The organism is Sphingomonas sp. (assembly GCF_019242355.1).
Classification (GTDB): Bacteria; Pseudomonadota; Alphaproteobacteria; order Sphingomonadales; family Sphingomonadaceae; genus Sphingomicrobium.
Genome location: NZ_JAFAVR010000123.1, coordinates 1 through 11,808 on the forward strand (window position 1 = coordinate 1; position 11,808 = coordinate 11,808).

General features: G+C 67.1%; 15 protein-coding genes. 10 read left to right on the forward strand and 5 right to left on the reverse strand.

The genetic code is table 11. From position 1 onward, the window contains the following. The coding region (locus JOZ79_RS05810) for an enolase C-terminal domain-like protein (RefSeq protein WP_294071857.1) at positions 1 to 260 on the forward strand (260 nt) is incomplete at its 5' end. A 9-nt stretch (positions 261 to 269) separates the two neighbouring features. Here JOZ79_RS05810 and paaD read toward each other — a convergent pair. The 3 genes from paaD to hppD form a co-directional block, all read right to left on the reverse strand. Next, positions 270 to 731, reverse strand: a complete 462-nt coding sequence (gene paaD, locus JOZ79_RS05815; protein ID WP_294071860.1) for a 1,2-phenylacetyl-CoA epoxidase subunit PaaD — start codon at positions 729 to 731, stop codon at positions 270 to 272. A 10-nt stretch (positions 732 to 741) separates the two neighbouring features. Then, positions 742 to 1,944, reverse strand: coding sequence for a 3-oxoadipyl-CoA thiolase (gene pcaF, locus JOZ79_RS05820; protein WP_294071862.1), 1,203 nt, complete (start codon positions 1,942 to 1,944; stop codon positions 742 to 744). Between the two features lie 145 nt (positions 1,945 to 2,089). Then, a complete protein-coding gene (gene hppD / locus JOZ79_RS05825) occupies positions 2,090 to 3,181 on the reverse strand; it encodes a 4-hydroxyphenylpyruvate dioxygenase (RefSeq protein WP_294071865.1) in 1,092 nt (363 codons plus the stop codon). A gap of 204 nt (positions 3,182 to 3,385) precedes the next feature. Here hppD and JOZ79_RS05830 point away from each other — a divergent pair, with 204 nt between their 5' ends. Together JOZ79_RS05830 and JOZ79_RS05835 are read left to right on the forward strand one after the other, a co-directional pair. Then, a complete protein-coding gene (locus tag JOZ79_RS05830; RefSeq protein WP_366514796.1) occupies positions 3,386 to 3,649 on the forward strand; it encodes a 4a-hydroxytetrahydrobiopterin dehydratase in 264 nt (87 codons plus the stop codon). Then, positions 3,642 to 4,046, forward strand: a complete 405-nt coding sequence (locus tag JOZ79_RS05835) for an OsmC family protein (protein WP_294071868.1) — start codon at positions 3,642 to 3,644, stop codon at positions 4,044 to 4,046. Before JOZ79_RS05830 ends, JOZ79_RS05835 begins: the two co-directional genes overlap by 8 nt. Here JOZ79_RS05835 and JOZ79_RS05840 read toward each other — a convergent pair. Then, positions 4,043 to 4,912: a metal-dependent hydrolase gene (locus JOZ79_RS05840; RefSeq protein ID WP_294071871.1), complete on the reverse strand. Its 870-nt coding sequence runs from the start codon at positions 4,910 to 4,912 to the stop codon at positions 4,043 to 4,045. The two genes, JOZ79_RS05835 and JOZ79_RS05840, sit on opposite strands and share 4 nt — an antisense overlap. A gap of 27 nt (positions 4,913 to 4,939) precedes the next feature. Between JOZ79_RS05840 and JOZ79_RS05845 the strand changes: the two genes are divergently transcribed. The 5 genes from JOZ79_RS05845 (at position 4,940) to JOZ79_RS05865 (ending at position 9,037) form a co-directional block, all read left to right on the forward strand. Beyond that, the gene (locus tag JOZ79_RS05845) at positions 4,940 to 5,524 is read left to right on the forward strand and encodes a TetR/AcrR family transcriptional regulator (RefSeq protein ID WP_294071874.1); all 585 of its coding nucleotides are present in this window, start codon (positions 4,940 to 4,942) and stop codon (positions 5,522 to 5,524) included. A 213-nt stretch (positions 5,525 to 5,737) separates the two neighbouring features. Beyond that, positions 5,738 to 6,502, forward strand: coding sequence for a phenylalanine 4-monooxygenase (locus tag JOZ79_RS05850; protein WP_294071877.1), 765 nt, complete (start codon positions 5,738 to 5,740; stop codon positions 6,500 to 6,502). Positions 6,503 to 6,527: 25 nt separating this feature from the next. Beyond that, a complete protein-coding gene (locus JOZ79_RS05855) occupies positions 6,528 to 7,043 on the forward strand; it encodes a flavin reductase family protein (protein WP_294071880.1) in 516 nt (171 codons plus the stop codon). A gap of 19 nt (positions 7,044 to 7,062) precedes the next feature. Next, positions 7,063 to 8,322 carry a serine--tRNA ligase gene (gene serS, locus JOZ79_RS05860; RefSeq protein ID WP_294071883.1) on the forward strand — a complete coding sequence of 420 codons (1,260 nt, stop codon included), beginning with the start codon at positions 7,063 to 7,065 and terminating at the stop codon, positions 8,320 to 8,322. Between the two features lie 139 nt (positions 8,323 to 8,461). Continuing rightward, a complete protein-coding gene (locus tag JOZ79_RS05865; RefSeq protein WP_294071886.1) occupies positions 8,462 to 9,037 on the forward strand; it encodes an alpha/beta fold hydrolase in 576 nt (191 codons plus the stop codon). Positions 9,038 to 9,054: 17 nt separating this feature from the next. On the opposite strand, the gene JOZ79_RS05870 is transcribed toward JOZ79_RS05865, so the two are convergent. Continuing rightward, complete coding sequence (locus JOZ79_RS05870; protein WP_294071889.1) at positions 9,055 to 9,468, reverse strand: hypothetical protein; 414 nt, start codon at positions 9,466 to 9,468, stop codon at positions 9,055 to 9,057. Between the two features lie 155 nt (positions 9,469 to 9,623). Here JOZ79_RS05870 and JOZ79_RS05875 point away from each other — a divergent pair, with 155 nt between their 5' ends. Both JOZ79_RS05875 and JOZ79_RS05880 read left to right on the forward strand, forming a co-directional pair. After that, positions 9,624 to 10,355 (forward strand): recA-like protein, encoded by a 732-nt coding sequence (locus tag JOZ79_RS05875; protein WP_294071892.1) that lies wholly within the window; start codon positions 9,624 to 9,626, stop codon positions 10,353 to 10,355. Beyond that, on the forward strand, positions 10,282 to 11,778 hold the full coding sequence (locus tag JOZ79_RS05880; RefSeq protein WP_294071895.1) for a DNA polymerase Y family protein: 1,497 nt from the start codon (positions 10,282 to 10,284) through the stop codon (positions 11,776 to 11,778). Before JOZ79_RS05875 ends, JOZ79_RS05880 begins: the two co-directional genes overlap by 74 nt. Positions 11,779 to 11,808 lie beyond the last annotated feature (30 nt).

Consider the following 11,808-nt stretch of genomic DNA (forward strand, 5'->3'; position numbering starts at 1 on the left):
AGATCGCCGCCTGCACGCCGAACCATGCGATCCAGGAGATCAGCCTTGGCATTCACTACAACACCGGCGGGCATGACCTGCTGAACTTCTGCACCAACAAGGAAGCGCTGACGCCCATCGACGGCTACCTGCCGGTGCCGGAAGGGCCGGGACTCGGTGTCGACATCGACGAAGCCGCGGTGCGCGAGACCGACAAGAACCGCCACCGCTGGCGCAACCCGATCTTCCGTAACAAGGACGGCAGCTTCGCCGAATGGTGAGCTAGTGCCCTAGTGGCACTTGAAGCGCTCGAACGGCTCCAGACAGGATTTGCAGCGCCACTGGGCCTTGCAGGGCGTGGCGCCGAAGCGGCTGATTTCCTCGGTGTCCGTCGAGCCGCATTGCGGGCAGCCCGCAGTTCGTGACGGCGACGGCGGGGCGATGCCATAAGCCTCAAGCCGCTCCTTGCCCCGCTCGCTGATCCAATCCGTGGTCCAGGGCGGGGAGATAACGCGCTCGATGGCGACGTCACCGAACCCGGCCGCATCGAGCGCCTGCCGAATCGATGCCTCGATGGCGATGGTGGCCGGGCAGCCGGTGTAGGTGGGGGTCACCTGCACTCGGGGCGGGTCGACTGCGAAGCCGCGGACGATGCCGAGGTCGGTGATCGACAGGACGGGGATCTCGGGATCCGGGACCTGGTCGAGAACGGCGAGGATCGCTGGTTCGTCGATGGTGGCGGTGCCGCTCACGGTCGAGAGTTTACACCCGCTCCAGCGCCAATGCGATTCCCTGGCCAACGCCAATGCACATGGTGGCGAGCGCGAGCTTGCCGCCGCTCACGTGAAGTTCGTGGGTTGCGGTCAGCGCGAGGCGCGCGCCCGACATGCCGAGCGGATGGCCCAGCGCGATGGCTCCGCCGTTGGGGTTCACCCGAGCCGAATCGTCGGGAAGCCCGAGCTGCCGGAGGACGGCGAGGCCCTGGGCGGCGAAGGCTTCATTGAGCTCGATGACATCGAAATCCTCGATCCTGAGGCCAAGGCGCTTCGTGAGCTTCTGCGAAGCCGGCGCGGGCCCGATGCCCATGATGCGCGGTGGCACTCCGGCGACGGCCGCGCCGAGCACGCGCGCCCGGGGAACCAGCCCGTTGCGCCGAGCCGCCTGCTCCGAAGCCACGATGATCGCCGCGGCACCGTCGTTGACGCCTGAGGCGTTGCCCGCGGTGACGGTGCCGTCGGCACGGACGATCGGCCTCAGCCTGCCGAGCGCCTCCATCGTCGTCTGCCGCGGATGCTCGTCACGCTCGACGAGGATCGGATCGCCCTTGCGCTGCGGGATGGCAACTGGGACGATCTCAGCGGCGAGGCGGCCGCTTTCCTGGGCGGCGGCGGTCCGTTCCTGGCTTCGGCAGGCAAAGGCGTCCTGGTCCTCGCGACTGATCTGGAACTCCTGGGCCACATTTTCCGCCGTGCTCGGCATGGTGTCGTCGCCGTAGGCGTCCTTCATCTTCGGGTTGACGAAGCGCCAGCCGATGGTCGTGTCGTGCACTTCGGCGTGGCGGCTGAACGCCGTCTCGGCCTTGGGCATGACGAAGGGCGCGCGGCTCATGCTCTCGGAGCCGCCGGCGATGATGAGGTCGGACTCGCCGCCCCGGATGGAACGCGCCGCCATCGCCACCGCGTCGAGCCCGGAGCCGCACAGGCGGTTGAGAGTGACTCCCCCCGAGCTGTCGGGAAGCCCGGCGAGCAGCCCGGCCATCCGCGCGAGGTTGCGATTGTCCTCGCCCGCCTGGTTGGCGCAGCCGAGGATCACGTCGTCCACCTGACCCCAGTCGACGCCCGGGTTGCTGTCGATCAGCGCCTTGATCGGAATCGCGGCGAGGTCATCGGCACGGACGTGCGCCAGCGCGCCGCCGTAGCGGCCGATCGGCGTGCGGACGTAGTCGCAGATATAGGCTTCGGTCACAGCGACGACCGTTCAGGCAATACCGTCGCGAAGTAAATTCGCGCCGTCGGACCTGTCGGGCTGCCGCCCGCAGGCCGTCCGTGTCGCGTCATCTCTCGACCAAGCCGCGCTCGCTGCGCTCCGCTTGGCTTGCTCTCGGTGACGCTCAGAGGACACCTCTGCGCATTTGATCCAGCTCGATCGATTCAAACAGCGCCTTGAAATTGCCTTCGCCGAAGCCCTCGTTGCCCTTGCGCTGGATGATCTCGAAGAAGATCGGGCCGATGACGTTCTGGGTGAAGATCTGCAGCAGCAGGCCCTGGCCCTCGGTCGGGGCGCCGTCCATCAGGATGCGGCGCTTCTCGAGCTCGGGGATCGACTCCTCGTGGCCTTTGATGCGCTCGGGAAGCAGCTCGTAATAAGTGTCGGGCGTGTCCTGGAAGGGAATGCCGCGGCCGCGGATGGTGTCGACGCTGTCGTAAATGTCCGAAGTGCCGAGCGCGATGTGCTGGATGCCCTCGCCCTTGTACTCGCGCAGGAACTCCTCGATCTGGCTCTTGTCGTCCTGGCTCTCGTTCAAGGGGATGCGGATCTTGCCGCAGGGACTGGTCATCGCCTTGGAGAACAGGCCGGTCTGCTTGCCCTCGATGTCGAAGTATCGGATTTCGCGGAAGTTGAAGAGCCGCTCATAGAAGTCGGCCCAAACGCTCATCCGGCCGCGGTTCACGTTATGGGTGAGGTGGTCGATATAGGTGAGCTTCGAATCCGCTTCGGCCATCCGCTGCTGCCAGTCGGGATGCCAGTCGAAATCGACATCGTAGATGGAGCCGCCGTCGCCGTAGCGGTCGACGAAGAATAGGCGCGATCCGCCGATCCCCTCGATCGCCGGGATGTCGAGCTCGCCGTCTGCCTTGCTGACCTCGACGCTGGTCGCGCCCAGTTGCAGCGCGCGCGCATGAGCGGCTTTCGCATCCTTGACCCGGAAGGCCATCGCGCAGGCGCTGGGGCCGTGGGCCCTGGCATAATCCTCCGCGTAGGAGCCGGGCTCGGCATTGATGATGAAGTTGCAGTCGCCCTGCTTGTGGAGGGTGACATTCTTCGACTTGTGGCGCGCAACCTCGGGGAAGCCCATCTTCGTGAAAAGCGAGCGCAGTAGCTCGATGTCGGGGGCGGTATATTCGACAAACTCGAAGCCGTCGGTGCCCATCGGGTTCTCGAGGCCGAGAATTCCGGACTTCTCGGCGAGTTGCGTAGCCATGTCGCTCTCCTTTGCGAGGGTCACCTGCGCCTCCGCTCCAGTCATTTCAAGGGCACGGAAGGTCACAAAGGTCCCACTAACGCGCGCGCGTGGGACGCGGGCGCGCACGCGAGGGCGCGGGCGGGCTATCGGAAAGGGGCGATCTGGTCATCGGCCACGGCTTAGGCGAAAGGGGCAGGTGTAGGACAGAGGAAGGCTTGCGACGTGGACATTCCCGACGGCTGGACAATGGACGAGGGCGGCCAGGCGCTGCTGCGCACGTTCCGGTTCAAGGATTTCAGCGAGGCGTTCGGTTTCCTGACCCGGGTGGCGCTTCATGCCGAGAAGGCCGACCACCACCCCGAGTTCACCAGCGTGTGGAACCGGGTGGATTTCCGGCTGACCAGCCATAATGTGGGCGGCGTAACGGAGCGCGATCGCAAGCTCGCCGTGGCGATCGATGCGATTGCCGGAGGCGAAGATGCTTGAGCTGGAGGCGAGCTATCGCCGGCTGCCGGGAACGCGAGCGGCGGTCGGGCAGTCGGGCGTCCATTGCGTCATCGCCGACCGGCCCGAAGGCCGCGCTGGAGGCGGGGGCGGTGGTTTCAACGGCGGCCAGCTGCTCGCCCTGTCGTTGGGGGCCTGTTACTGCAACGACCTTCAGTACGTGGCCGAGGAGCTGGGGGTTGAGATCGAGGACCTCGACGTCCGCGTGCTGATCGACTTTCACGGCCAGCCCACTGTCGCTCGAGAAATCGAGATGCGGGTGAGTGTCACCCTCGCCGATGGCGGCGATCCCGCCCAATTGATCGAGTCCGCGGCCGCGAACTGCACCATCGCCAACACGCTGCGCACGGGGACGCCCGTCAGCATCGTCGCCGCTTAGGCGGCGCCGCGAACCTTCTTGACGCCGCTCGGCGCCGGAGCGCTCCCGTCATAGGCGGCCAGTAGTCCGCGGTCGTCGACGTTCCACGGGTGGAAGCCGGGAAGGAAGAAGCCCGCCCACGCGCCCGCGATCTTGCGGAACATGCCGGGGCGAACCCACAGATAGGCCAGGAGGCTGGTCCAGGCCCTGGCGCCAGTGACCCCGTCCTGCCGCATCAGCTCGAGCGCGCCGCGGGTTCGGTCGAGGACGAAATGCTCGGTGATGATGAGCATGATCCTGGCCTTCAGGCTCCACCGTTTCCAGCGGGTCCAGCCCTTGGTTGCATTGAGCCAGGTGTCGTAGGCGACACCCTTGTGCTCGATCTCCTCGCAGGCGTGCCAGCGCCAGAGGTCGGCGGCCTCCCGGTCGGCGCCATCGAGGTGGCGGGGATCCGCGAGCAGTTCATGCGCGAGGATCGCGGTGAAATGCTCCAGCGCCATGGTCGCGGCGAGGCTGACGATCGGCGGCCGGCCCCTGGTCAAGGCGAGACGCTGGTTGACCCGCACCTCGAGCGTCGTCAGGTCATAGCCCGCATCGGCGGCGCGGCGGTTGAAGGCGTCATGCTCGCGGCTGTGGATCGCCTCCTGTGTCGTGAAGGCCTTGATCTCCTGCGCGAGGCGCGGCGGCGCGCCGTCGCGAAACGCGCGCACGCTCTCGACGAAAAAGGCTTCTCCTGCGGGGAAGGTCGTCGAGAGCGCGTTATAGATCGCGGTCGCCTCGACCCGGCCGCCGTGCCACAAGCGCGGCGTGGATGCGGAGCGGCCGAAGCGGCGGTCGCGGGGGGTGATGCGCAGCTCTTCCGGCGCAGCGAGGATCGTCGTAGCCATGACGGACAGATAGGTTTATTAACACTGATGTCAATAAGACGAACTCGCCTCGGCTCGGAAGAAAGCCGCGCCGTGGCACTGGAAGCGGCGCGCAGGCTGTTGCTGGAGCATGGGCCGCAGGCGGTGACCCTGAAGGCGGTGGCCGCCGAGATCGGGCGGACTCATGCCAACCTGCTTCACCATTTCGGGTCGGCGGCCGGCCTGCAGGCGGCGCTCGTGCGATCGATCGGCGACCGGGTCAGGGGAACCATCGCCGAAGCGGTTGAGCGGGCGCGGGCCGGCGAGGCGGATGTTCGCGAGGTCGTCGACGGGACTTTCGACGCGTTCGGCCGCGAAGGGGGAGGAGCGCTTGCGGCATGGATGATCCTGACCGGTAACCGCGACGCTCTCGATCCCGTACTGGAGTCGCTGCGCGGGCTGGTCGCGCAATTGAGCGTCGGCCATGCCGAGGAACGAGTGGCGGAGAACACGCTTGGGCTGGTCCTGTCGGCGCTCGGCGATTCGCTGCTTGGCGGCGCGTTCGCGGAGTCGCTCGGCCTGCCGAGGGACAGCGCGCGCGAGCTTGCGGCGGAGCGATTGCGCTTCCGGATAGCAACCGAACGCGGACATTGACCGTTCAGGCGGCAGGATTCACAATGATGGCCGAAATGACGACGACGCTCGCCCCGATTGCCGACCGCGCTGCTCCGGCAGCCACGGCGGGCTATTATTATCCAGAGGAGGTTGGGATGAGCTGAAGCGCGACAAGCGACAGTTCACCAGCCTCCAGCCCGCCCGGCCACCGCCCGGCGGGTTTTTTGTTGCTCCATTCCAAGGATTTTCGACATGCAGATGCAAGCGCAGAGGAAGCCGGTCGAGCATTGGCGCGACTATCTGGTGCCCCAGGGGTGGAACGAGTTCAGCGACGAGGACCATGCCGTCTGGGACCTGCTGTTCGGGCGACAGGTGGAGCTGCTCGGCAGCCGGGTCGTGTCCGAGTTCCTCGACGGCATCGACCTGCTTCGGCTCGACCACCCGGGCATTCCCGAGCTTGGCGAGCTCAACGCGATCCTGGAGCCGCGGACGGGCTGGCGGACGGTTGCGGTGCCGGGGCTGGTGCCGGACGACGTCTTCTTCGCGATGCTGACGGAGCGGGTGTTCCCAGTCGGCAATTTCATCCGGCGCCGCGAGCAGCTCGACTATCTCGAGGCGCCCGACTGCTTCCACGACCTGTTCGGGCACATCCCGATGCTGGCCCATCACGAGTTCGCGGCGATGGTCGAGCATGTCGGCCATCTTGGCGGCGCGGCCATTGCCGCCGGCGAGGGGCACCGCATGGCGCGCATCTACTGGCACAGCGTCGAATTCGGGCTGGCGATGGAAAAGGGCGAGCTGAAGATCCTCGGCGCCGGATTGGCGTCGAGTTTCGGCGAGGCGCATTTCAGCCTGGAGAGCGATGCCGTCGAGCGGCTGCCCTTCTCGGCCGGCAAGGCGGTGAACACGCCCTATAGGCATGACGCGTTCCAGCCGCGGTATCTGGTCTCAAAATCGCTGGATGACACGGTGGCCGAGGTGCTGGCGCTGACTCCGGAGGAGTTGCTGGCGCTGTAGCCGCCCTGCGCTATAGGCTGGAGACATGGCGGAAGCCGCGACCAAGGGCGAATATCGCAGCGGGCACGACCCGCGGACCTTGCGCGATGCGCTCGGCTGCTTCGCGACGGGCGTAACGGTCGTGACGGCGCTCGACGAGAAGGGGGGCCCGGCGGGGCTGACGGTCAACAGCTTTACTTCGGTATCCCTCGAACCGCCGCTGCTGCTGGTGTGCATCCACAAGCAGGCGGCGACGGCGGAGGCGCTGGTCGGAGCGGGGAATTTCGCGATCAACGTGCTGCAGACCGGGCAGCAACCGGCGTCGATCACCTTTTCGACGCGGGGAGAGGACCGGTTCGGCTGCACGCCATGGTCGCGGGGAGAGAGCGGCGCGCCGATCCTGGGTGATTCGCTGTGCGTGTTCGAATGCGAGCGCTTCGCGGTTTATGACGGCGGCGACCACCACATCCTGGTCGGGCAGGTGGTGAAGGCGAGCTTCGATGCGGGCCTCGACCCCTTGCTGTTCTTTCGTGGCAAGTACCGCCGGTTGCACTTCGACTAGCTTCGGCTAGGCAGCGCCGATGCTGAGCCTGGATTTCGTGAGGGCCAATCGCGCGGAAGTCGAGCGCGCGATCCTGGTCAAAAATGTCGACGTCGACCTTGGCGCGCTGCTGGCGCTCGACGCGGAGGTGCGCGCGGGCAAGTCGGAGATCGAGCGGCTGCGTGCCGAACGCAATGCGGTCAGCGCCAGATTCAAGGACGCAAGCCCCGAGGAAAAAGCGGAGCTTGGGCGGCAGGCCAGGGAGGCCGGCGCAAGAGCGGGTGCGCTGGAGGGCGAGCTTTCGGCCAAGGAGGCCGAGCTCAAGGCCATGCAGCTCAAGCTGCCGGGTCTGCCCTATGGCGGCGCTCCGGTCGGGCCGGACGAGAGCTTTAACACCGTCATTCGCACCGAAGGCACTCCGCCGCAGTTCGACTTCGAGCCGCTCGACCATGTCGCCCTGATCGAGAAGAACGGGTGGGCCGAGCTGTCGCGGGTGACGCAGGTCTCGGGAAGCCGGACCTATTGCCTGAAGGGGCGGCTGGCGCTGCTCGAGACCAAGCTGATGAGCTGGGCGCTGGAGCGGATCGCGGGGGCCGGCTTCACGCCGATCACGGTGCCGGCGATCGCTCGCGAGCAGGCCTTCCTGAACCAGGGGCAGTTCCCGGGGCACAGGGACGAGACGTACCAGCTGCCCAACGACGATTTGTGGCTGGCGGGAACGGCCGAGGTGGTTCTGACCTCGCTCCATTCGGGCGAGATCATCGAGGGGGCGCAGCTGCCGGTGCTCTATGCCGGCTACTCGCCCTGCTTCCGTCGCGAGGCGGGGAGCGCGGGCAAGGACGTGCGCGGGCTGCTGCGCGTCCACCAGTTCGTCAAGGTCGAGCAATATGTGATCTGCGAGGCGGACGAGGCGCAGTCGGCGGAATGGCATGCCAAGCTCCTCGACCTTGCCGAGCAGATGCTGAGGGCGATGGAGATCCCCTATCAGGTGATCGAGACGTCGACCGGGGACATGGGCCTCGGCAAGTACCGGATGAACGACATCGAGAGCTGGGTGCCGAGCCTTGGCAAGTATCGCGAGACCCATAGCTGCTCGACGCTTCACGACTGGCAGGCGCGGCGGGCGAACATCCGGTACCGCGGCAGCGACGGCAAGGTGCGGTTCGCGCACACGCTGAACAATACGGCGCTGGCCAGCCCGCGCATCCTGGTGCCGCTGCTGGAGAACCACCAGACGGTGGACGGGCGGGTGAAGCTCCCGGTCGCGCTGCAGGAGCTGATGGGAAGCGAGTATCTCTAGGCCGCCGCGCTTCACCGGCGACGACAAGCCGCCTCCTGCCTGGCTTCGCTATGCGGAGGCCGGGTCGCTGTTCGGGCGGTTCTGGCACGGTTTCGGCGACAACGGGCCGCGCGGGCCGGAGGATGGGCCGCCGGCGCTGGTGATCCCCGGGTTCCTGGCGAGCGACCGAACCTGCATGGAGCTTCGGCGTTCGCTCGCGCGGCGCGGTTGGCGGACCTATCCGTGGGAGCTGGGGCTCAACAAGGGCGCGCACCTGGAGGTGATCCGCGACCTGAAGAGCCGGCTGGAAGCCGTCCATGACGGGCAACCGGTGCTGCTCGTCGGCTGGAGCCTCGGCGGCCTGTTCGCCCGCGAGCTGGCGCGCGAGGTGCCAGGGATGGTCCGGGCGGTGGTGACGCTGGGTTCGCCCTTTTCCGGCGATCCGCACCAGAATAACGTCTGGCGTCTGTATGAATGGGTGACCGGTCACCCGGTCCACTCACCGCCGGTCCCGCATCATGCCGACAAGCCGCCGGTGCCGACGCTGGCGATCTGGTCGCGGCGTGACGGGATCGTCGCCAGGCGCGCCGCGCGCGGGCTCGACGACGAACGCGACAAGGCGGTCGAGATCGGCTGCGGTCATATGGCGTTCGGCATTTCGCGGCGGGCGACGCAGCGTGTGGCGCGCGAGATCGGGATTTTCCTGCACGACACAGAGGGCCGGTCGCCGACCTGAGCGAGGCTCGTCAGCGATCAGGTCGGGTGCTGAGGAGATTCAGGCTGTTGGGTAGCGACGGTCTGGGTAATGACATCGGCGATCTGCGAGATCGAGATTGTGAAGACACCGCCGTGCGCCTGCCGCCATTCTGCAATCCCGCCAGAAGCGTCCGGGAAGGTGCCTGGGTCGGGGACTCTTTGAGTGACGCTTGCGTCGAGCGTTTGCTGCGACACTGGAGCGTGTTGAAGCACAGATACTTCGCCAGGCCGGATGTGAATTCCGATTAGGGAGATATGGTAGATGGTGCCGGTGCGGCTTGCTTCGATCTTCTGGATCTTGAGGAGCGAACCGACATCCTGAGGCCGCGTTTTGTACTGCCATACCTGACCCTCCGCATATGAAGAGGGTGCGGCGCCGATGGCGATCAGCGCGCCGAATAGGAGCAGCATGAGTTTAGCCATTCCTGGGATACTGGCACGAATGGCCTAGTCACGAAAGGGCCGGCCCGAAGGTAGTGGGTCAAGTGACCCACTACCGCCCGAGTCGCTGCATTGACTCTTCGTCGGGACTCGCTGGATAAGAACAAAGATAGAACAAGAACGTTGTGAGTCGTGTGGCAGGAGACTTGTCCCTGGTCGCCGGCGGAGCTGTCGCTGCGCGCTTCGGACCGGTGGAATATCGTTCCTTTCCCTTGGGGACGGGCGAGGCCTGGCGTTTGCCCGAAGCGCCGCAGCCGACCCTGTCCGAGCTGTTCGCGGCGCACCCGCGCGACGCCGGCTGGGCGGGGTTCCTGCTGGCCCAGGTGGCCATGGGCAAGCCGCTGCTGTGGGTGCAGGACCGGATGGCGATCCTGGAAAGCGGGCGCGTCTATCCGCCCGGGCTGCCGATGCTTGAGGGGGCGTGCGGGGACCTCATCCATGTCGAGGCGCGCGATGCCCGCGACGCCTTGTGGGCGATGGAGGAGGGACTGAGATGCAGCGCCCTTTCCTGCGTCATCGGCGAATTGTGGGGCGACCCGCGCGCGCTCGACTTCACCGCGACCCGGCGGCTTGCGGTCGCTTCGGAGCGGTCCGGCGTGGCCGCCTTCCTGATCCGGCTGGGGGGTCATGCCAACCTCAGCGGCGCGCGCATGCGCTGGCGGATCGCAAGCGTGCCGTCGCAGCCGAACGAACTCGATCCGCGCTCTCCGGGTGCATCGGCATGGGACGCCGAGCTGTTCCGGGCGCGGGGCATGCCGCCGGGGCGGTGGACGGTCGCGCGCCATGAGGGTTCTTTCCATCTGGTTGCCGGGCCTGGCGATCGAGCGCTGGGCGAAAACGAGCAATTGCGAGCCTGACAGTCCAGTCGTCCTCACCGCCGAGGGCACGCATGGTCCGATCATTCATGCAGTGACGCATGCCGCCGCCGGCCGCGGGGCACGAACCGGCGCGCGGCTGACCGATGCGCGGGCGCTCGATCCAGCGCTGGTCGCGGTTGCGGCCGATCCGGATGGCGATGCAGCGTTGGTGGCAAGGCTTGCCGAATGGGCTGGCCGCTGGTCGCCACTGGTCGAGGTGGATGGCGCGGACGGGCTTCGGCTGGACATTGGCGGAGTCGCGCATCTGTTCGGCGGTGAACGCGGGCTGGTCGCGGATGTGGCGGCGCGCTTTGCGGCGCTTGGCCTGTCGGTACGCGTCGCGGTTGCACCGACCGCCGGTGCGGCCTGGGCGCTGGCCCATCAGCGGCCAGGCATTTGCGAAGGCAACGTCGCGACGAGCCTCTCGCCGCTGTCCGTTTCCGCCCTGCGGCTCGATCCCGACACGGTCCGGACGCTTGAGCGGCTCGGGCTGAAGACGATCGGCGCGTTGATCGGCGTCCCGCGGCTTGCATTGGCGCGGCGGTTCAGGGGCGCGCAGGACGTCGTCGATGCACTCGACCGTGCACTTGGGCGCAAGCCGGAGCCGCTGACGGCGGTTCGGGCCGAGCCAGCGCCCCGGGCGGCGCTTCGGCTGGAGGAGCCGGCGACTCATGTCGAAGCGGCGGGCCAGGCGCTCGAACGGCTGATCCCGGAGTTGGTGCGCCAATTGCAGGAACGGCACCTCGGCGCGCGGCGACTGGCGCTGCACGGCTTCCGGGTCGACGGCAGCGTTGCGACAGCGTCGGTGGCAACGACGATTCCCAGCCGCGAGCCCAAGCACCTGCAGCGGCTGCTGGCCGAGAAAGCGGCGGCGCTCGACCCGGGCTTCGGGTTCGATGCCTTCGTGCTGGAAGCGGCGTGGAGCGAAATGCTGGGGGCCGGTCAGGAGAGCCTGGTCGATGAACCGTCGGGCGAGCGCGACGTCGCGCGGCTGGTCGACCGGCTGACTGTGAAGCTTGGTGAGCGGGCAGTGCGCCGGCCGCAGCCGGTGGCAAGCCATTTGCCGGAGCGGACGAGCGGGTGGCGGGCCGCCATCTTCCCTTCCCCTGCAGTTGAAAGGCCAAGCCGCAATCGGCCACAGCGACTCCTCGATCGCCCCGAATCCATCGACGTTATTTATGCGACGCCCGAAGGCATGCCGCGGCGGTTCCGGTGGCGGCGGGCAGTGCATGACATTGCCCGGGTCGAGGGACCGGAGCGGATCGCGCCGGAGTGGTGGCGGCAGCCGTCGTCGGCTCGGCTGCGCGATTATTACCGGGTCGAGGATGCCGAGGGGCGGCGTTACTGGATCTACCGCGAGGGGCTGGTCGGCGATGGACGCGGCGGTCTGCCGGTCTGGTTCATGCACGGGCTGTTCGGATGAACAATCATAAAAAAGCGCTCGGCTGATGCC

Coding starts and splice junctions, on each gene's coding strand:
- JOZ79_RS05840 (WP_294071871.1), bottom strand. CDS start 4,912: ATGGCTACGACGATCCTCGCTGCGCCGGAAGAGCTGCGCATCACCCCC.
- serS (WP_294071883.1), top strand. CDS start 7,063: ATGCTGAGCCTGGATTTCGTGAGGGCCAATCGCGCGGAAGTCGAGCGC.
- JOZ79_RS05850 (WP_294071877.1), top strand. CDS start 5,738: ATGCAGATGCAAGCGCAGAGGAAGCCGGTCGAGCATTGGCGCGACTAT.
- JOZ79_RS05870 (WP_294071889.1), bottom strand. CDS start 9,468: ATGCTGCTCCTATTCGGCGCGCTGATCGCCATCGGCGCCGCACCCTCT.
- JOZ79_RS05835 (WP_294071868.1), top strand. CDS start 3,642: ATGCTTGAGCTGGAGGCGAGCTATCGCCGGCTGCCGGGAACGCGAGCG.
- JOZ79_RS05880 (WP_294071895.1), top strand. CDS start 10,282: ATGAGGGTTCTTTCCATCTGGTTGCCGGGCCTGGCGATCGAGCGCTGG.
- hppD (WP_294071865.1), bottom strand. CDS start 3,181: ATGGCTACGCAACTCGCCGAGAAGTCCGGAATTCTCGGCCTCGAGAAC.
- JOZ79_RS05855 (WP_294071880.1), top strand. CDS start 6,528: ATGGCGGAAGCCGCGACCAAGGGCGAATATCGCAGCGGGCACGACCCG.
- JOZ79_RS05845 (WP_294071874.1), top strand. CDS start 4,940: ATGTCAATAAGACGAACTCGCCTCGGCTCGGAAGAAAGCCGCGCCGTG.